We start from the raw sequence: 21,868 nt of genomic DNA, 5'->3' as shown, positions 1-21,868 counted from the left end.
ATTCCGATCGATACATAAATCCTACTCATGAAGTTAACCCTAAGATCATCCGGAGTATTGGGCCTGCTACTTTCCATTGCATTTCACTCTGTTCTCTTTGCTGCTGTCGGTGGGATCATCTTATTTAGAACCCAGGGCCTTCATTTCCAACCAAGACTGCAATTCCAGGCCATTCAGGTTGAGCCTCTGATCGTAGATGAACCACAGGAAATACCTGAAGAGGAACTGAGTTCGCCTCAAATACAAGTAGAAGAAACAAATGCTCTGGTTTTAGATAATCGTGAAGACCTAGAATTTGAGAGAGAGATGGAAGAGATATTGACTGAGAAGGCCTTTGAAAACCTGAATGATGATGCTTTGGAGAGTCATATGCTGGATGTAATCGTTTCCTATGACGGACCCACTGTTAGTTCTGAGTTATTTGAGGTCATGGCTTCCCCAGCCAATCAAGGCGCGGCGAATTCTAATAGCAGTAGATCCATGATTACTTATTCTCGGCCTCTGAATAGTCACGGCCAAAAAGCGATTAAAGTTCGCAAGCGACCTACTTATAAGGATTGCCCAGCTCCTAGCTACCCTGTCCTTGCTAGGAGAAATAAATATGAAGGTCGCGTACTTCTTAAATTAATGATTTCAAGTGAAGGATCGGTTTTAGACATTGATATTATCGAGGGTTCCGGTCATGAAGTCCTAGATCAAAAGGCTTATCAGACTGCACTCCGATGGAAGTTTTACCCTGGAACAATCAACGATTTTCCGGTTGAGATGCCTCTAGTTGTCCCCATTGCATTCTCATTAAATCTCTAAATCTTTTCAGTATAAGCTTAGACTTTTTCATTACAGGTGTCTATCGAGCTCGAGACGTCCTATCCAGTGGTTTAAATAAGTATTTCATTAATTAATTAAATTTCTTATTGCACATGAGTCTCAGTTTAAGTATTTTCTCGGCATGATTAAAAAAGGTCTGCTTAAAAACTTACTTTATTTAACAAGCACGGTATTACTTTTGAACACAGCAGCGCATTCCACGACTCAATTTGTTGATCTCAGCACAAATAATGGAACAGGCTCTTTGTATATTACAAATATCCAATCAGAGTTAGTTGAACCAAACTCTGGTTTACCCGGTTCAAAACCCTTCGAATATCCTTACTATTGGGATCCAAGTAAGAACGGCGGAGCAGGGGTATGGGTTATGATTGTATCTGAACAATTGTCGGCTTCTACTACTTATAGCTTTGAGGAAGCCAATTTCAATGTCTTACAAAAGACGATTACGGATAGTGACTTTGGCATATTTGATGTGGGTGATATCAGCTACGATGACACTTTACTTACAGGCAGCGGGACAGAAGTATTAGGGTTATCAGACTTTACACTCTCTTTAGACCTAGCCGATTTTTCGCCTTTGTTTAGTCCCAGAAATATCAACAACGAATTCGCCTGGGACTATGCTGCCAGTATCGGAGATTTGACAGGTGCTGGTCTAACTTTTGTAAATGGTGAATTAACGAGCATCGATTTCGTCGCTGACATTGCCATCACCCCTCAGTTGCTAGGATCTCTGCCCTTTGGCAGCTCATACGATGGTTTACTCACCTTTTCTGGAAACTCCTTTGCATTTGATGTTGATGTTATACAAGATAACACAACTGCCTTGGGGCCTTTAGAGAACACACACTTGGTATTTGATGCACAGGGTAATTATGTTATTCCGGAACCTTCGACATGGGCCATGCTCGTCATTGGCCTGGCAACATTACTAATTTCAATCAAGAAAAAGATAGATGTAACTCGTACATCAAATTTTAATAAATAATAGGAGAAGAAAGATGAAAAAATCATTATTACTAACGTGTATGATCAGTGTTATGTCTGTTAGTGCTCAAGCAGTAACTGTATTAAATGTTGATCTGACGGCTAATGGGAGCAGTCGTGTCTATGACTATTTCTCTAACGGATATGCTCAGGTAGACCTGGAACCAGATGGCATGTATGACATTGATACTAATAATCAACTAGGGGGAGACCTCGACGTTTTTCCTAGCGAAGGAAACTGGAATAGTGTGGGAAGCTTAAGCCTAGACGGTGATCTCATTGGTTCTGGATCTGAAAGTTTCAATATCACTGATGCTACTTTTGATTTTGCACAATATATTAGCGGGACATTCTCAGTCCTTAACGATACCAATTATACGACGACTCTTGCCATTAATTCAGGATCGGCGTCTTTCACTGATGGGTTACTGACTAGCTTAAGCCTAGATGCAGATGTTTCATTCACATTTCAAAGTGGTTTTGGTCCAGGTGTATTTAGCGAAACTAGTGGCCTTATACTAACAGAAAGTTCCTTCGATTTAGATGTCGATGATCAAGTAGGCGCTTTCGTTTTTGTTCGTCATCAATGGGATGCTGATGGTACAGCCAGCATTGAAGTGGTTCCAGAACCTTCTACATATGCTCTGCTTGCTGTAGGCGCAGCTGCCCTAGCGCTTCTTCGTCGTAGCGCTAGGAAATGACTTAATAAATACCGTCACTCAAAAAACCTATCTCGCCCTAGTGAGAGATAGGTTTTTTGTTGCATGATATTTTAGAGAAGCGTTCTGAAATTATGAGGACTCCTCTAATAACTCTTCAAGAGCTAAGAGCTCAGAGGCAATGTCCTTGCCAGAAACTTCGGACACTAAAAGTTTTGTCTCCGAATCGTCATCTAGTTTTAGAGTAGAGACATCAATCGATTGTTTGCTTTGAATTTTGTTTTTTCCTAAGACATTCATTTGATTCTCTAACAACTCAGTAAGTTTTTGTGCGAGAGCGCTGATGGTTGGATGCTGAAAGATAAGCGTAGGAGAAATATCAGTGGCCAGATACAACGCTAACCGATTTTTTAAATCGACACTCATCAATGAATCCACCCCAAGATCGAAAAATCCTGCGTCAGCCGGTGGCAAGTCCCCAGCCTGTAATCCGATGACTTGAGCCAATTCTTCTCGAATTTTCTTGTTTAGGTAATGACTCCATTGCCCTCTGGGAAGATTCTTTAATTCTTTAATCCATTCTCCTTCCTTCCCGGTTTTTAATGCTTTATTTTCATGCCTTTCTTTTGATATGGACCGAGCAAAATATTCAAAAAATGGATCAAGAGACAAACCTGCTTTTAATAAAGTTTTCCAGTCAACCCGAACCAACCCTAACTGGCAACAATCTGGCCTTTGGAGGGCAAGTGATAGGCATTTAATTCCACTTTGAGGATCTATCATAGAAATCCCTCGTTTTGCCAATTCCATTTGGGTTGACTGAGAGGCTGCCGATCCAACCTGAGACCAAGCTCCCCAATTGAAACTTTGGGCAGGTAAACCGAGTGATCTTCGATGATGCGCCAGTGCATCCAGGAAAGCATTTGCTGCGACATGATTTCCCTGGCCTGGAGAACCGAGCAAAGAAGCTGCAGATGAATACAAAACAAATAAATCAAGCTCCAGATGAGCTGTCAATTCATGCAAATGCCAACCTCCCCAAACCTTGGGACCAAAAACATAATTCACCTCATCCCAAGATAACTCCTGAATCGTGGCATTAGACAAGACACCCGCACTATGAAAAATACCGCGCAATGGTGCACGTTCTTGAGCATGCTTCAAGACTCCCTCAACTGCAGCACGCTCAGAAACATCTGCACTCTCAAACCACACCCAATTCTTCTCAATGGCTTCTTTTATGATGAGTAATCTAGGATCATCCGACTTTGGAATATTTCGGCCTAGTAACAAAACGTGCCTGGCGCCTTGCTCCACCAACCAACGAGCTGTTTCAAGCCCCAGCCCTCCAGCTCCTCCAGTAATCACATAAGAAGCATCTTGACGAACCGGACTTTGGGTCCGATCAAAATCTAGCACTACCTTTCCCACATGGCGGGAACGCTGGAAAAACTTTACAGCTCGAGGAGCCTCTTGAATAGGAAATGAAGTTTCTGGTAATGCCTGAACTGGAAGCAAACCCTTGAAAATAGAATCCCCTTTACCCTCAGATCGCCAAAGCTTGATGCGTTGTTCACTTTCAGAAAATAAATCCACAATGTGATACTGAATATCGGATCGAAATTCACCGATTTGTTCCTTGGTCCAAATGCCTCGCTTTCCTAATTCAATAAACCGTCCATCCTTGGCTAAAATAGAAAGACCTTTTTCAATATAGTCACCTGTTAATGAGTTAAGAACAACCTGAACCCCTTGCCCCTGCGTGGCTTTGATTACTTCCACAGCAAAGCCTAAACTGCGGCTATCAAAAATATTCTTAACGCCTAATCGCTTCAGAACTGGCCACTTAGCACGGCTCGATGTGGCATAAACCGTAGCTCCCAGATGTTGTGCGACTTGAATGGCTGCCATCCCTGTACCTCCCGCACCCGAATGAATAAGAACAGACTCTCCTTTTTTCAAATGTGCTATATCGCAAAGAGCGCGCTGGGCTGTCAGGAAATTAACCGGCAATGTAGCGGCAGCCTGTGCGGTCTTAATATTATTTGGCCACTTTGCTACTAGAACAGATGGTACATTGACATAAGTGCGAAATGCCCGTGGAGCCAATGCCATAACTTTATCACCTATCTTAAAATCAGTGACACTATCACCAACTGACACCACTTCGCCCGCGCATTCAACTCCCAACCAACCTCTTTCGAAAGGAAGCATACCTGCAATATCTAACCCATCGATAAAATTGATCCCAGCGGCCTGCACACGAATTTCGATATCACCACATATTGGTTTTTCTCGCTCAACTTCAGCAAGGGTCAATGAACGAGTTGGCGTATTCTCCAATTTCAGTTCGTAAGCATCCGTTTCTGGAATTTTTAGAGACTCTATTTTTTCTGCGTGTTGCAACCTTGCTACATATCGTTTTCCATCTCGGAACCGAACCGAGCCTCGACTCAAGTTTTCTAGTTCTTGATTGACTAAATCTCTCTGTTCAGCAAGCGTTTTCGTGGGGTCGAGATCGATGCGCAGGCATTGTAGTCCAGGAAATTCCAGTTCAATGGTTCTTGATAATCCCCATAGAGTTGCTTGCTCAGGGTGAAAAGCGTGTAAATCAGTGGCACCCTGAGTCACTAGCACAAGTTGCGGCCAGGGTGGCTTCCCACTTAGACATGCTTTAACCTGCGACAACAGGTTCCGAACTCCGGCTTGTATTTGCTCGGCAAATGTTCCAGCTCCTTGACGATGCTCAGCCCATATGACTAGCTTCTCATTTTTTTCCGCCCTTTTTTGAGCAACCATGACGGCTTGAGGCAAATCGCCAACTGTAATCGTTGATGATTCCCAACCCATGCTATTAAAGAGCTTATGCCATGTAGTGCTGGACAAAAGAGGATAATCGACTCTCCACTCGTCGTTAAAAGACCACCAGCCTTTGGTCAAACCGAATATAAGATCTAGCCAAAGGAGTGGTTTAACTCCCTCTAATAAAAGCAAATATCCGTTAGTCAAAAGAAGTTCTCCAATCTTGCGAACAGAGCTATCTATGTCAGGAGTTGCATGCAAGACATTCGCCGCGATGACCAAATCGTACGTATTTCTATCAAATCCTTGCTCTAATAGGCTTTGACTTAGGTCGAGTGTTTTGAAAAGCATTTGTTCTGAATGACCAAATTTTTGTTTGGCTTCGTCTACTAAAAAGGGTGAAACATCCGTGAAAACATACTCATCATCCTTACCCAAGAGTTCGATAAGTAACGCAGTAGTTCCGCCGGTTCCCCCACCAACTTCCAGAATTTTAAGAGGACGCCCTAGACCCTTTCGTATTTGAGCAAAGCTCAGACACATTTGTTTGTTGAGCAGTTGTGCTGCGTCTGATTTTTGGTAGAGCCAGGTTAATTCGGAGCTATCACCTTTAGGAAAAAGAACTTCCATAGGATCCTGGTCTCCTTCCACCACGGCAACAGCTTCACTTGCGCAACGTTGGATCAGCTTGATTTCCTGCGGGAAGACAGCCTGCAATTCGTCGGTAAACGTTGAGGTTTCTAAAATTTCTGTTTGGGCTCTATTATGCAAATGCCTCCACAGCACTTTTTGTTCCGGAATAACTTTTTCCGAGTCTACCTTAGATAAAATAATTCCTGCCAGCTGAGCCGCAGCTCGCTCTAAGTTAGGTAATCCCTCTCGGTACCGTTTGATTTCTTCAACCTCGAGAGCCTCTTTTGCATCATCCATAAGCTGACGAGCTAATTGTTCTGGAGTGTGTCCTTTTTCCCTAGAGGGAATATTATCGAGCTTCCAGTCCACTGAATAAAACCAATCCTTAACCGAAGCCCGATTGACTCTGGTAATCCAGTTTTTAGTGAGAGGACGCAAACGAATATCTTTGAAAGTTACTAAGTCGGCTCCCTCTTCGTCTTGCAAAAGAAAATCTGCACTAACCCAACCCTCTCCAGATTTCATCTTTCCTAACACGGTAAATACCTCACCACAGAGTTTTTCGACATGAAAGATAACTTGGCCTACGCCCTCTGGAATATAGGTATATTTATCATCTTCCTTCTCCAAGAAGCCAGCAGCCATTGTCTGTAGAATAGCATCTAATAGAAACGGGTGATAATGAAAGCCTCCTGACTCTTGAGGAGCCTTAATATGAGCCCGAATATAGCCATCTTTTGTTTGGAGAGATTCAATTAATTTCCATGCTTCCCCATAAGAAACCCCTTGGCTTGCTAGCCGCTCATAAACATGGCTTGGCGCCACCTCAGAAAGCTCATACCTAGGAAAATCACTTATGGATAAATTGTGAACCTTTTGATAGCTTTGATCTAGCATCGTAACACACAATGTTTGCCATTCACCTGTTTCAGTTTGTTGCAGAACTTCCGCGGTATCTTGCTTGAGAACAATTTGAACTGGCATCTCAGAATCCAATGATAGTACCCGAGCAAAGCTCACATCCTTTAAGGAAATATTCTTAGATCCATAAACATGTTTGAATGCAGCGGATAGCAATTCGAGAAAACCAACCCCTGGAAAAACAGCTTGTCCAAGAACTTGGTGTTGTTTCAGAACATCATCACGAAAGAGACTTTGAGAAACAACAAGATGCTTCGAGTTAATGCGTGCCACAGAAAGCATTTCTTGCAGCCAGGGATGAGAAAGTAATGGGCGTCTTTTCTTGTTTTTAGGTATATCTACCCAATACCTTCTTTTATGATTTGAAGTAGAAGGAACTGGCTCTAAATTTTTTAGAGAGCCCTCTGATCGTTCTAAAATAACATGAGCATTGGTGCCACTAAAACCGAAAGAACTCACTCCCGCTAGAGAAGAAGACCCTCTAGGCCATTCCACTTTTTGGTCAGTCACTTTGATTGGAATCTTATCCCATTTTACATGAGGAGTCGGTTCCGAAAAATGGAGATGCTTAGGTAACATTCCATGCTGCATAGAAAGAACTACTTTCATCAACCCCCCTATGCCTGCTGCAGCTTCCATATGCCCAAGATTAGTTTTTATTGACCCAATCAAAAGTGGACGTTCTGGAGAATGGCTCTCTTTAAAGACTTCACTCAACGCATTCAGCTCGACGGGGTCTCCCAACTCGGTTCCAGTGCCATGAGCTTCTAGATAGTAAAGATCTTCTGGTGATGCTCCTGATGTCTTTAAAGCAGATTGAATAAGCTTTTGTTGGGAGTGCCCATTGGGAACTGTAAGACCCCCACTCCCTCCGTCTTGGTTGATAGCCGAACCGCGAATAATCCCAAGAACCTGATCTCCATCAACTCGTGCTTTAGATAGCTTTTTGAGAGCAACCATCCCACAACCTTCTGCTCGCACAAAACCATCTGCCTTACTTGAAAAGGTATGACAACGCCCTCTCGGCGAAAGCATCCGAGCCTGAGAAAAGGCGATACTTACTTCCGGCGTCAGAATGCAATTCACACCGCCGGCTAAAGCAAGTTCGCATTCCTGATTCTGAAGACTCTGGCAAGCCAAATGAACAGCTACCAAAGAAGACGAGCACGAGGTATCTATACTAAGACTTGGACCCGTCATTCTAAGCACGTAAGAAAGGCGTCCCGCTAACACACTTGCAGAATTTCCTGTAGCTAAATAAGGATCTATTTGCTCTCCTGAAAGCTGAGATAAATGTCTGGCATAGTCCGTGCCACTCACTCCAACAAAAACTCCAGCCTCAATACTTGAAGCTTGTTTGGGATTCATACCTAAGCGGACAAGTGCCTCATAAGAAACCTCCATTAATATCCGCTGTTGAGGATCCATAGTATGTGCCTCTTTGGGCGATATTCCAAAGAATAGGGGATCAAATTCCTTTACTTTATCAATGAAGCCACCTTGCTTGTTAATGACTTTTCCCGGAACAGCCGGAGCTCCATCATATAGTTCCTCAGCATCCCACCGATCCGAAGGCACTTGCGTAATAGCATCACGTCCATTTTCTAACAATTCCCACAGCCCCTCAGGATCTGCTACACTGCCAGGAAACCGACATGCCATACTTACAATGGCAATTGGCTCAGTGGATGCAGAGCTCTGGTTCTGTTGTGATAGCTTTCCTTTGAGTCGTTCAATAAGTGTCATCGCACGCTCTAAGCGTTCTTTATATTGGGTAGATACCTCCTGTGGTTTATTCATGATCAAGAATCATCTAGCAAGGCTTCTAACTCGTCCAGTTGCTTGTCCACTACTTCAAAATAGTTTTCAGATTTTTCTCTTTTATCAAATAGCTGGTTCCCTAGATAAAGTAGAAGCGTCTCAAGATTTGGATAATCAATTATAAGAGTGGCAGGGAGCTCCATTTTGAGACTCCTTTCTAAGCGAGCTTTTAATTCCATACCGGTCACGGAAGTAAGTCCCATTTCAAAAAAGCCCTTACGGTGATCAAGTTGACTCCCACTTAGTCCCAATACTCTGGCAAACTGATCACAAACAAAGTGGTTGAATGACTCCTGATCCTGAGGAAGATCAAGTAAGTCGCCCGCGGTATCATCTCCAAGAAAACTCTGCTCAAACAAAGTGCTCAATCTTTTTTCTTGGAAATTTTGGCAGCACTGCCTTCTTTGCAATTTACCACTAGTTGTTCGAGGCAAACTGACCGGATTCACAGCTATACAATAAGCAATTGCTAAAGCCCACTCGCTAAGAATACAATCATAGACGTTCATAGATATTTCTTCCCATGACCGCCCATTTCTTTGACTCGGCCGCATTTCATAAACCATGACGACCTGTTCTTCTATCCCATTTTCAATAGCAAATGCTACGATCGAACTAGCATTCAGACCTATCGCTTTTGCTGCAGACTCCTCAAGGTCCGTAGGTATGTAATTTTGACCATGAATCACGATCAAATCCTTGAGCCTGCCACAGATCACTAGTTCATTTTGATCGAGAAAGCCAAGATCACCGGTCCTTAGATAGTTCTCAGAGCTTAGCGACGAAAACAGACTTGCTCTAAAGATATCTTGGGTCGCTTGTTCGTTATTCCAATACCCTCTGGCAACACTCGAACCTGAAACCCAAATCTCACCTATTTCTCCGTTCTCTTTCTCGATTTTATTGTCTGAGTCAACAATCAATACCTGTATCCCCTCAGAGACATGCCCACAAGAAACTCGTGGCACTTCTCCCGCCTGCTTCGCTTGAGCTAGGCGCCAACCCGTTCCTTTTTCTGGCGCACTGACCATTAAGGTAGCCTCCGCCATGCCATAACAAGGTAGAAAAGCTTTCGGATTGAAACCACACTCTACAAATGCAGTTGCAAATTCTTGCAAAACATTTGCCCGAACTGTTTCTGCACCGACAAATGCTAGTTCCCAGGATGACAAGTCCAGTAATTGCTTGTTTTCAGGAGTTATCCTTTGAGCAGCAAGTTGGTAGGCGAAGGCAGGCCCCCCGCTGGTTGTCGCTTTGAATTGATGAATAGCTTCTAGCCACTTATAAGGAGCTCTTACAATGGTGCTCGCAGACATCAATACCACAGGAAAGCCAACAAAAATCGGCTGCAAAATCCCCCCAATAAGGCCCATATCGTGATGCGGCGGAAGCCATATCACCCCCTTACTATCCTCGGTATGGCCAAAACGCTGCTGAATTGCAGATAGATTATGCATGATATTTGCATGCGTCACCATGACTCCCTTTGGCAACCCTGTAGAACCTGAGGTGTATTGCAAAAAGGCCACATCTTCTAGCCGAGGCCTTTCCAGATTCATTTCTGCTTTTTCGGTTAGCTCCGCCGTACAAATACATTCCAAGCCATTTAGAGGTCGGAAAAATTGCTGGGCCTTCATATCGGATAATACTGCAACTGCCCCAGCATCCTTTGCTACATGCACCCACCTCTGCCCCTCTTTTGCCATCTTTGGCTTGGGAATGGGCACGGCAATCCTTCCAGTAAAAAGACAGGCCAAAAAAGAAGCTACAAATTCGATACCCGTATCCTGTGCAATTAAAATCTGCCCATGCAATTTTTTTTCCCTCATGTGCTGAGAAATAATCATAACCCTCTCATACAGGTCCGAGTAGGTAAAAACGTCATATTGTTTTTCCCATTCCCCTTCCGAATAATTAGAGTTGTAAACTAAAAAAGCCTCTTGTTTAGATTTAGACTCAATCTCAAAAAGCTTGCGAAAGTGATCATATAATGTTTCATTTATACTTTTCATGAATAAATAGACGCAAAGAGAGAATTTAAATCAACTACTCAAAGCCTTGCAATTGACAAGGCTGATACCCTAAAAATACTCGCCTAAAAACCACCAGTCAACCCCAACCTTCTACACCATTGAAAGCTAAAAGCTCCAATATTACTTCATTTTTAGCAGACTTACAAAATCGGGGTATTAACCTACAGGTCGTTAAAGGCAAATTGAAAATCAGCGGTTCTGCCAAGATTATTAATGAGTTTAAAGAGCAAATTTCTCAGCAAAAAGCCGAAATTATTTCCTTTTTATCGGCTCCCAGAGACACGCCGAAAACAGCTCAAATTGAGCGTTGTGACCCTCGCCCACAGAAAATTCCACTCTCATTTTCGCAGCAAAGACTCTGGTTTCTGCAAGAAATGCAACCTGAATCCTGGACCTATAATGTCCCCTTTGCTCTAGAGCTGCAAGGTACTTTAGATCTAGAAATTCTAGAAGAGAGTCTAAACACACTCATAGAACGACATGAAATACTACGAACCCGTTTTATTTCAATTAAAGGTGAACCAGTTCAAGAAATTCTCAGCCGAGCAATTATCGATTTTATCTTTGATGACCACCGCGACCAGCCAAGCCCTGAGTCTCATATTAAGGAGGAAATTGAGATCATGGCAACAACCCCCTTCTCCCTAGATCAAGCACCTCTTTTCAGAGCATCAGCTTATCAAATAAAGGATGAAAAATTTGTGATCCTTTTTTGTTTTCATCATATAATTACTGACGGTTGGTCTTTTGAAGTTCTAATCAAGGAACTGGTTCAGGCTTATCGCTCGCACCTCTTAGGAACTAAACCTGAGTTTACTCCTCTTCCCATCCAATATGCTGACTTTGCTATCTGGCAACACAAGTCCTTGGATGATGCAGGACTCAAAAACCAATTAGATTATTGGAAAAAACAACTCTCTGGAGAACTTCCAACTCTTGACCTACCCACTGACTACCCGCGCCAGAGAATGCAAACCTCGAATGGTGATATGGTTCACTTCAATATTCCTGATAAAATAACTCAACAACTTCGAGAAATTGGCCAGCACCAATCGGCGAGCCTATTCATGGTTTTGCTAACCGCATACAAATTACTTTTGAACCGCTACACTGGACAAAATGACCTCCTAGTCGGATGCCCCATTGCCAATAGGCACCGATACGAAGTCCAAAGCTTGATAGGCTTTTTCGTCAACTCCATTGTCATACGAACTCAAATTTCTCCGACAGCAAGCTTTATAGACACACTAAAACAAGTTCGTTCCACAACTCTATCTGCTTACGAAAATCAAGACCTTCCCTTTGAAAAACTCGTTGAAGCGATTCAGCCTGAACGGGATATGAGTAGAAGTCCTATCTTCGAAGTAAAATTTCAGTTAGAGAGAGCTTCCACCTCAGAACTACAGCTCCCAGGCTTAAGTCTTAAGCCCCTTGCACAAGAACAGATTTCTGCCAAACATGATTTAGGACTCGATCTCTATGAAACAGATGAAGGACTTGTTGGAGGATTCGAATACAACTCCGATCTCTTCAAAAGAGAGACTGTTGATAGAATGTCCAACCATTTTCTTGGTCTTTTAAAATCGATTATCCAAAACTCAACTTCACCCATTTCCGGGCTTTCCATTTTTACTAAAACAGAAGAACAAGCTTATCTTCAATCATGGAATTCGCATGATAAGCCATTCAAAGATTCACTTTGCTATCACCAGCTTTTTGAAGCTCAAGTCGAACGCACACCTGAAGCTATTGCTCTAGTTTTTGACAACGGAAGCTCTACCGAACTCAACTATCGAAAGCTAAATGAACGTGCCAATCAGCTAGCTCATTTCCTCATCGAAAAGGGAATTAAACCCGAAAGTGTCGTTGGCATAGCTGTAGAGCGCTCATTTGAAATGGTCATTTCATTACTTGCTGTTCTAAAAGCTGGAGCTGCCTACTTACCTCTTGATCGCACTTACCCCGAAGAACGGCTCCGCTTCCTTTTATCCGACTCAGGTTCATCAGCACTCATTACCACCGGTGATTTCACTATTGAGGATTCAGTTGAAAAAACTCTGACTCGTATCAATCTAGACACAATCTCACTCTCATCTTATTCTTCAAAAAATCCAAAAACAAATGTCCAACCTGATAATCTAGCCTATCTTATCTATACTTCAGGTTCCGTTGGAAAACCTAAAGGCACACTTATTCAACATCGCGGACTTGTTAACTTAACAGAGGATAAAATTCGGGTTTGTGAGATAACCTCAGATGATTGTATTCTTCAATTTTTCTCATTCAGTTTTGATGGCTCTGTTCCTGAATTTGTTATGACACTCGCCGCTGGAGCTAAGCTACTCCTTGCACCAGCCGAAAACTTACTTCCCGGCCCCTCACTGCGCGATTTGATTAATAAGCACCAGGTAAGTCATATCACCATAACACCATCTGCCCTAAATGCTCTTCCTGCACATAAATATCCTTCACTGAAGATGGTTCTAGTGGGAGGTGAAGCGCCCCCACAGGAGTTAATTGAGCACTGGAGCCAAGGCCGAAAATTCATCAACGCTTACGGTCCTACAGAGACAAGTGTCAATGCTAGTATGGTAACCTGCGGAAATGGTGCTCCACTCACACCCACAGTCACACCTAGTGCAAATAAACAATTATACGTACTAAATGACTCTTTGGAAATATGCCCACCAGGAGTTGTTGGTGAACTTCATATTGGGGGTATAGGTCTCGCTCGTGGATACCATCATCGTCCATCACTTACAGCAGAGAGATTTATTCCGAATCCATTTCCTCCGGTCAAAGGACGTAACTACAATATCCCACTACTTTATAAAAGTGGAGATCTTGCTTCGTACCTTTCTGATGGACGAATTAAAATTCTGGGAAGAACTGATCACCAAACAAAAATCCGTGGCTACCGCATTGAGCTACAAGAAATAGAAACTGTTTTAGAAACACATCCAGACATCAAGGTTGGCCTCGTTAGGGTCAAAACATCTGATAAGGGTAATAAGCGACTCGTGGCTTATGCAATTCCCCACAAGAAACAACACGAAAGTGATGAGGAAATTAAATTATATCTCTCACAAAAAATGCCCAAATTCATGATTCCTTCTGCCTTCATTTGGCTAGATGAACTACCTCTTACTCCGAATGGAAAGCTTGACGAAAAAGCACTACCGGAACCAAATGATAATCGAGTAACAGTCAGAACACCTCCGCAAACACTTACTGAAATCAAACTTGCCGATATTTTTACCGCTACGCTGGAAATAGATGAGATTGGAGTCGAAGAAAATTTCTTCGAGCTCGGTGGACATTCGCTTTTAGTAACCCAACTGATCGCCAAAGTTGTAGAAACATTTGGAGTCGAACTTACCGTAATCGACCTCTTTGATGCACCTACTGTATCTACGCTTAGCAAACGAATCGACCGGAAACAACAGATCGCATCTCTTACTCCAGCAGATCAGGAAAATAATCATGAAGGACGAGAACAATTTACTTTCTAAATCTGCCCATGAGAAAGCAGATCTGTCCAAGCTGAGTGCTGAAGAAAAGCGCCAGCTTCTAGCTAAACTTCTTGCTGAAAAATCTACTGACACTAAGACTTCAAAAGCGTCGCACAAAAAAAAACGATTCCCACTATCTCCAGCCCAGCAAAGGCTTTGGTTTATTGACCAGCTTCAACCTGGCTTAACAGTTTATCATATCCCTGCGACACTTAAAATCGCAGATGAGGTTAACGAAACGATTCTTTATAAGTCCTTTAATGATATCATTTCTCGCCATGAAATTTTGCGTACTCGCTTCATTTCCGAAGAAGGAACACCTTGGCAAATCATTGAACCACAGTATGTATTGCCTGCATTACGATCGGGCCATGCCAACGATATAGAACAACTTTACCAATCCCCTTTCACTCTATCTGAGCTGCCCCTGATTCGAGCCAAACTAGGTAAGGATGATTGCGGTTGTACGCTTCTCCACCTCGTCATTCATCACATCATTGCTGATTTTTGGTCACTTCGCGTCCTTATGGGAGAATTGCAATATATCTACGGCTGCTATCTCTCAAACGAAAAAAGTAAACTGCCACCCTTAGAAATCCAATATGTCGACTATGCCGTTTGGCAAGAAAGCCAACAAGACAAATTGCAATCTGAACTCGATTACTGGAAAACAAAATTAGACGGTGTCTCCCCTCTACTCAAACTTCCATCAGACCGTCCTAGGCTAAAACGCCAAACTTTCAATGGATCACGCCTACCTATTGAATTCTCAAAAAAGGATTCGGAAGCTTTAGCTTTGTTAGCAAAAGCAGAACGTACGACATGCTTCAGTGCACTACTCTCTATCTTACAAGCTCTTTTATTTCGTTATTCAGGCCAAGAAGACTTTTGTATTGGTTCCACTGTTTCTAATCGTGAACGAGAGGAGACACGCAACCTTATAGGGCTTTTCGTCAACAATCTAGTCTTCCGATGTCAGCCAACTTCTCAATGGACTTTCCGTCAATGGCTAAACAACACACACAAAGAAGTTCTCGAAGCCTTCCAACATCAACAAATCCCTTTCGAACAAGTGGTGGATGTTTTAAAGATTGACCGCCAATTGAGCCATAACCCCCTATTCCAAGTTCAATTTTTGCTAAGAACTGAGACCGAGTCAGACTCCCATGGAAAAGCCAAGCAATCCTTACACTTTGAATCCATTGCGCCAGACAAAATAAGCTCTCGCTTTGACTTGAGCCTAGAAGTAGGAGAAACCAAAAACGGTTATCAAGGATTTTTGGAATACAACGTCGACTTGTTTGACCAAGAAACCATTTCACGGCTTGCAGAACATCTTAAGCTTCTCTTACATGCAGCCGTAAATGCTCCTGACCAAGCTATCTCCAAGCACAATCTCATTACCCCCAAAGAGCAGCAACAGATTAATAATTGGAACTGCACAGCCAAAGAAATTTCTTCCTTAAGTATCCATGAATTAATTTCTCAAATAGTTCAACTCAAGCCTAAAGATACCGCAGTTAGTTTTGATAAACAGCACTACACTTATGAAGAAATAGAAAATAAGTCTAATCAACTTGCCCATTACCTACACTCTCAAAGCCAAAACTCAAATTCACCTATCGCTCTTTGCTTGCCACGCTCGGAACAACTTGTGATCTCGCTTCTTGCCATACTTAAAAGTGGATCCCCCTATGTGCCGCTGGACCCATCACACCCCGAAGAACGACTCAAGATGATTCTGGAGGACTCGGAAGCAAAAACAATCATTGTAAATGGTAACTCACCTCCATCATCGGACAAAAGTATTCGAGTAATTGATCTCAGCTGTGATGCCGCCCTCATTGCCCAAAATTCAAAAGAACCTCTACCTATCACAGTAAAACAAGACGCTCTTGCCTATATTATTTTCACCAGTGGAAGCACTGGAAAACCCAAAGGCGTTCCCATTCAGCATGGGAGCCTCGTCAACCTTCTTGAGTCGATGGCTGAGGCACCTGGCATAAATGCATCAGATACTCTTTTAGCTGTCACAACTATTGCCTTTGACATCGCAACATTGGAATTGTTATTGCCTCTGATGGTTGGTGCACATCTTTGGATTGCTGATGAAGAAACAGCTTCGGATGGATTTGCTTTAACCCATCTGCTTGAGAAATCCCAAGCCACCATCATGCAGGCAACACCTGCAAGCTGGAGGCTACTCCTTGAGTGCGGCTGGAGAGGCTCACCTGACCTCAAGATATTATGTGGTGGAGAAGCTTTAGACTCCAGCTTAGCTAAACAACTTTTTGCCTCTGGTTCTGCACTTTGGAATCTTTATGGGCCAACAGAAACCACCATTTGGTCTGGTGCTTTAGAAATTACGAAAGGCCATCTAAACCAGGAAAGTATTCCCATTGGTGGAAGATTAGCCAATACAGGGTTCCATATCTTGGATGAGCAATATAATGAAATGCCTATTGGTATCCCTGGAGAGCTCTACTTATCAGGTCTTGGTCTAAGCCCTGGCTATCACAAGCAAGAAAGTCTAACAGCGAAGAAGTTCACAAGTTTTAGAGGCACTCGACTTTATGCCACAGGTGACCGCGCCAGGTTCAAAGCAAACGGCACACTTGAGTTTTTGGGGAGAATCGATCACCAAATAAAATTACGAGGCTTCCGCATCGAACTCAGTGAGATTGAATCCAGGCTATTAGAATTCCCAAATATTGAAGCAGTTGTGGTATCTCTTCATGGATCTGAAACACAAAAGCGCATTGTTGCTTGGTGCCAATCTCCCAGTACCGACTTATCTATTCCTAAGCTCAAACAATTTTTGGTCAAACAACTTCCAAGTTATATGATTCCCTCAGAATACCAAGTTCTGAAAACCTTTCCTTTAAACCCCAATGGCAAAGTTGACCGAAAAAAACTCCCTCAGCCTGGAGAACAATTCCAACATGAGCTTGAAGAAATTATCTCACCCTTAGTCACCGAAACGGAAGAAAAGCTTGCTAAGATTTGGGGAGAACTTTTAGAACGCCCTTTAACAAACGGTAACACTAACTTTTTTGAAGCTGGTGGACACTCCCTTCTTGCAGCTCGTATGATCGCGCAAGTTAGATCAAATTTTTCCGTTGAACTCCCGCTTCGTACAATATTTGATGATCCTACTATTCATGAATTTGCCCAAGCTATTGATTCTTCACATAGAATACAAAGCAAGCCTATTCAGAAACGCCCAAAAAACATTCCGATTACTCTATCACACGCACAACAAAGGCAATGGGTTCTTACACAACTTGATCCCGACAACCCTTCGTATAATATTCCAGTAGCAATCCAAGTCCAAGGATCACTCAATACCAATCAACTTGAGCAAGCACTGCAGACACTTTGCCAACGTCACGAAGTACTTCATACATCTTTTCCAGCTGACCAAGCAGGAAAACCCAAGCCAGTATTGCAAGATAAAGCCAAGCTACCTTCATTAAATTATTTAGACTTAAGCCATCTACCTGAAGAAAAAAGACAGCAAGAGATTCGTAACGCATTACAAAAGATAGCTTACAAACCTTTCGACCTTTCAGATACACCCCTTTTAAGAATTTCCTGTTTTAAATCACAACCTAATCAACATATTATCTTATTAGTTATCCCTCACCTAATCGGTGATGCTTGGTCCTTAAGAATTTTATTAAGAGATCTCTTAACTATCGCCCAAAAAGAGGAGCTAAAAACATTAAAACTTCAATATAGTGACTACGCCTATAATGAGCAAAAAGGAGACCAAGCCGACAGCTTACAATATTGGAAAAAACAGCTAGAAAATCTACCCCCCACTCTTGATTTGCCGCTTGATTTCCCTCGTCATACTGATGCAAAACCAGTTGCTTCAGAATTGCGTTTTACTATCTCGAGGGAACTAACTAAGCAAATCAGTAATCTGTCAAAAGATCATGAGGCTACACTCTATATGGCCTTGCTAGCTGCTTTCAAAGTACTCTTGTTCCGTTACACGAATCAAACAGATTTGATCATAGGCAGTCCCATAGGACACCGCCCCAATTCTGAATGGGAAGAAGTCGTTGGCATGTTTGTCAATACACTAGCGCTACGCACTCGCATTCAAAAACATCAAAGTTTCCATGATATTTTAAGACTCGTTAGACAAACAGTCTTGGATGGCTTTGAGAATCAAAGTGTACCCTTTGAGCAAATAGTCTCTTCTTTAGGAGCTGAGAGAAGTTGGGACCACTCACCTGTCTTTCAGACATTTTTCCTTTGGCAAACTGACACTAAGATTCCTCAATTTACCAACCACGACCTTACCATAGAACCTTTCCCCCTTCCCGCCTCTACTGCGAAATTTGATCTCACGCTCTCGATGTCACAAAATAACGATGGTTCATTAACAGGACGGTTTGAATACCGAAGTGATTTGTTTGCTCATGCACGTATTGAACGCATGGCTAAGCATTTCAAAAAGCTTCTTGAAGCCCTTACTCAAAACTCAGAAAAACCTGTTACATCCTTGGCTTTTATTCCTGAAGAGGAACGATCTTGTATCCTTAGATACTCAAAGGGGGAACAAAAGTCTTTCAAATCCGGGACCTTTATCGACGCATTTCAAACACAAGCAACACTTCAGCCTACTGCTATCGCAGTTCGCTGGAATCAAGATGTAATTACTTATCGTGAACTCGATCTAAAATCTAATCTTGTCGCCCAAGGCCTAAAAGCCAAAGGAATAGAATCCGGAAATACCGTGGGGCTTAAATTACCTCGAACTCCCGATCTAGTCATCGCCGTAATTGCCGTTATGAAAATTGGTGGCATCTACGTTCCTATAGATCCTCAGCTCCCAAAGGCTAGGCAAGACTACATGACTGAGAATGCTGGATGCACATTGGTCTTAGATTCGTTAGCTGCACTACCTCTTACTAAGAACGAGCTTCCTCTTCCGGCTTTGAGAAATAACCTCTCTTGTTATATTCTTTATACATCTGGATCAACTGGAAAACCCAAAGGAGTTACTGTTTCTCATGAAGGACTCATGCACTACCTCCACCACGCTTTGGAAAGCTATCCATATACAGAAGGTTGGGGGTCACCGGTCCAAAGCTCCATCGGATTCGATGCAACCATTACTAGCCTTCTAGCACCCCTACTCACAGGCAAAGCCGTTCATTTGCTTCCTGAAGAGAATGTGATCTTAGCACTATCAGAAGTGATGCAAACTGGCCCTAGTGTAGTCAAACTAACGCCTGCTCACCTATCTGCTTTAGAACCTATCTTCCCAAAAGATTTAGCTACTGATCAACTGCCCAAAGCCATAGTTGTAGGTGGCGAAGCATTGACCGCAGGACATGTCAAATTCTGGCGCGAGAACTACCCCCAAGTTCGAATTTTCAATGAGTATGGTCCTACAGAAACGGTTGTGGGTTGTTGTATTTATGAGGTCCAAGAAAAAAACCTCACCTATGAGAATATTCCCATAGGCTTACCAATCGCCAACACTCAACTTTATGTTCTCAATGAAAGCTTAAATCTACAGCCTATTGGCATCGCTGGAGAATTATATATTTCTGGGAGCGGTGTTGCTCAGGGTTACTGGAATCAACAGGAATTAACCAAAGAGAAATTTCTACCCAACCCATTCGCTTCAAACCCATCAGTCGGAGCTATTATGTATCGGACGGGTGACCAGGCATTACTCCGCCAAGATGGAATACTTGAATACTTGGGAAGGTATGATGAGCAATTTCAATTCAAAGGTTTCCGTATCGAACCAGGAGAGATTGAGTCCGTCCTTCGCAGTCACAAGGGTATCAAAGATGCTTGTGTTGTCCTTCGCAAAAACCAGCTCGTCGCTTTTGTTGAAAGTGATATATCAGAAGATAAGCTAATACAATTTTTATCGGAGCAACTGCCTCAACAGATAATCCCCTCAGCTATTCGTGCCATTAAAAAACTCCCTCTAACTTCTAATGGTAAGATCGATCGTGGCGCTCTTCCTGACCTAGAGAATTTGACAAGTGCGCGAATCTACTCTCCAAGAAATCACTGCGAAACACAGCTACTAGCTATTTGGAAAACTGTTCTTGGAGTAGAAAAGATTGGTATAAAAGATAATTTTTTCCAACGAGGTGGAGATTCCATTCTTATCTTACAAGTCATTGCTAAAGCTCAACAAGAAGGTATTAGCTTTACTCCGCGAGACCTCTTCCAACATCCAACTATCGAAGGTCTTGCAACCGTAGCACAGGTTGGTCAGAATCACACTCAGGAACATCTCCCAGAAGATCAAGAAATCGTGGTGCCCTTAACACCTATCCAGGAATGGTTCTTCAAACTTCCCTTAAATCATCCTAATCACTGGAATCAATCTATTCTGCTCAGTATTCTTGAGCCTCTTAATATCGACCAATTGGAACAAGCAGCACATACCCTCTACCGCCAACATCCCGCCCTCCGATCAATATACACTAAAACAAATGGTAGTTGGAAACAAACTTACACTCCAATTCCTAAAAAAGCACCATTCACAAAAATTGTTGAAACAACAGATGAACCACAAAAAAAAATAGAAGAGGTTGCTGCTTCTATACAATCGGGTTTTAACCTCACAAACGGTCCTCTATGGCACCTTGTTTATTTTGAACTAAATGCAAATACCAAGTCACCTTGCCGCCGCCTTCTCATTGTCTGCCATCACTTACTTATCGATGGTATTTCCTGGCGCATTCTACTCTTTGATCTTCAGAACTTCTATGCTCAAATCGGTAAAATTGGCAGCGCGGAACTCATGCCTCCTTCTTCAACAGTCTCAAAATGGGTGGAAGACTTAAACCGACGTGCATTCAAAGGAACAGAAAAAACTTGGAAACAAATTGAAGAAAACTCATTGCAATCACCTTTACCCGTCGATGACCCATCAGGCAAGATCTTCATGGGTGAAGCAGAAACAGCTTCCCTTATTATAAACGAGGATGCAACGGCGAAACTACTCAATGAAGTTCCTAAAAACTATAAAATCAAAGTAGACGAACTTCTTTTGGCTGCACTTGCCCGGACAGTTACCTCCTGGACTAAGCATCACTCCTTAGGCATCCAATTAGAAGGCCATGGGCGCCAACAAGGAGACTCCAACCTTAACCTTTCACGAACCGTAGGTTGGCTGACTAGCCTCTTCCCTGTATCCTTTCCAACAAATACTAATCAGACTTTAGATGATTCATTAAAAAGTGTGAAAGAAGCATTTCACCAGCTTCCTGATGAAGGGCTAAGCTATGGCGTTTTAAGAGGTTACGCTAAATCTAGTTTGCCATCTATTCGCTTTAATTATCTAGGCCAGACCGATCAACTCCTAAATAATTCTTCCTTTTTCGGAAGAGCAACTGAATCTTCTGGTAAGGCTCGCCATCCGGAGGATAAACGTGATGTTTTCTTCGACATTAACGCAATTATTTCAGAGAAAACTTTAAAAATTTATTGGATGTACAATCCAAGCCTTCATCAGAGCAAAACCATCCAAACCCTTGTGGAAAGACTTGAAAAAGAGATTAAAGAACTCACAGATTTCTGCATCAATCCTCAATCAGGATCCGGTTACAGCGAATCTGATTTTTCTCTTATGGATTTCAAACCCGGTGAACTTGACCAGCTCCTGAAAGATCTCTAGATA

At 42.6% G+C, this 21,868-nt stretch carries 7 protein-coding genes; 5 read left to right on the top strand and 2 right to left on the bottom strand.

Annotated features, from left to right (window positions below):
• Positions 1 to 27 precede the first annotated feature (27 nt).
• The 3 genes from AAGA18_05720 (at position 28) to AAGA18_05710 (ending at position 2,519) form a co-directional block, all read left to right on the top strand.
• On the top strand, positions 28 to 807 hold the full coding sequence (locus tag AAGA18_05720; protein ID MEM9444834.1) for an energy transducer TonB: 780 nt from the start codon (positions 28 to 30) through the stop codon (positions 805 to 807).
• Between the two features lie 142 nt (positions 808 to 949).
• Positions 950 to 1,819 carry a PEP-CTERM sorting domain-containing protein gene (locus AAGA18_05715; GenBank protein MEM9444833.1) on the top strand — a complete coding sequence of 290 codons (870 nt, stop codon included), beginning with the start codon at positions 950 to 952 and terminating at the stop codon, positions 1,817 to 1,819.
• A gap of 13 nt (positions 1,820 to 1,832) precedes the next feature.
• Positions 1,833 to 2,519 (top strand): PEP-CTERM sorting domain-containing protein, encoded by a 687-nt coding sequence (locus tag AAGA18_05710; protein ID MEM9444832.1) that lies wholly within the window; start codon positions 1,833 to 1,835, stop codon positions 2,517 to 2,519.
• Positions 2,520 to 2,609: 90 nt separating this feature from the next.
• Here the strand turns inward: AAGA18_05710 and AAGA18_05705 are convergent, their stop codons facing one another.
• A complete protein-coding gene (locus AAGA18_05705) occupies positions 2,610 to 8,633 on the bottom strand; it encodes an SDR family NAD(P)-dependent oxidoreductase (GenBank protein ID MEM9444831.1) in 6,024 nt (2,007 codons plus the stop codon).
• 2 nt (positions 8,634 to 8,635) lie between these two features.
• Positions 8,636 to 10,666: an AMP-binding protein gene (locus tag AAGA18_05700; GenBank protein MEM9444830.1), complete on the bottom strand. Its 2,031-nt coding sequence runs from the start codon at positions 10,664 to 10,666 to the stop codon at positions 8,636 to 8,638.
• A gap of 119 nt (positions 10,667 to 10,785) precedes the next feature.
• Between AAGA18_05700 and AAGA18_05695 the strand changes: the two genes are divergently transcribed.
• Entirely contained in the window at positions 10,786 to 14,199 is a 3,414-nt protein-coding gene (locus AAGA18_05695; GenBank protein MEM9444829.1) for an amino acid adenylation domain-containing protein, read from the top strand.
• The gene (locus AAGA18_05690; GenBank protein ID MEM9444828.1) at positions 14,171 to 21,865 is read left to right on the top strand and encodes an amino acid adenylation domain-containing protein; all 7,695 of its coding nucleotides are present in this window, start codon (positions 14,171 to 14,173) and stop codon (positions 21,863 to 21,865) included. Before AAGA18_05695 ends, AAGA18_05690 begins: the two co-directional genes overlap by 29 nt.
• Positions 21,866 to 21,868: the final 3 nt, after the last annotated feature.

It is taken from the genome of Verrucomicrobiota bacterium (assembly GCA_039192515.1).
Taxonomy (GTDB): domain Bacteria; phylum Verrucomicrobiota; class Verrucomicrobiia; order Methylacidiphilales; family JBCCWR01; genus JBCCWR01.
This window is presented reverse-complemented; position numbering and strand designations above follow the sequence as displayed.

Bases quoted from the DNA above. Each gene is read 5' to 3' on its own strand.
- AAGA18_05720 (MEM9444834.1), top strand. From the start codon at position 28: ATGAAGTTAACCCTAAGATCATCCGGAGTATTGGGCCTGCTACTTTCC.
- AAGA18_05715 (MEM9444833.1), top strand. From the start codon at position 950: ATGATTAAAAAAGGTCTGCTTAAAAACTTACTTTATTTAACAAGCACG.
- AAGA18_05710 (MEM9444832.1), top strand. From the start codon at position 1,833: ATGAAAAAATCATTATTACTAACGTGTATGATCAGTGTTATGTCTGTT.
- AAGA18_05705 (MEM9444831.1), bottom strand. From the start codon at position 8,633: ATGAATAAACCACAGGAGGTATCTACCCAATATAAAGAACGCTTAGAG.
- AAGA18_05700 (MEM9444830.1), bottom strand. From the start codon at position 10,666: ATGAAAAGTATAAATGAAACATTATATGATCACTTTCGCAAGCTTTTT.
- AAGA18_05690 (MEM9444828.1), top strand. From the start codon at position 14,171: ATGAAGGACGAGAACAATTTACTTTCTAAATCTGCCCATGAGAAAGCA.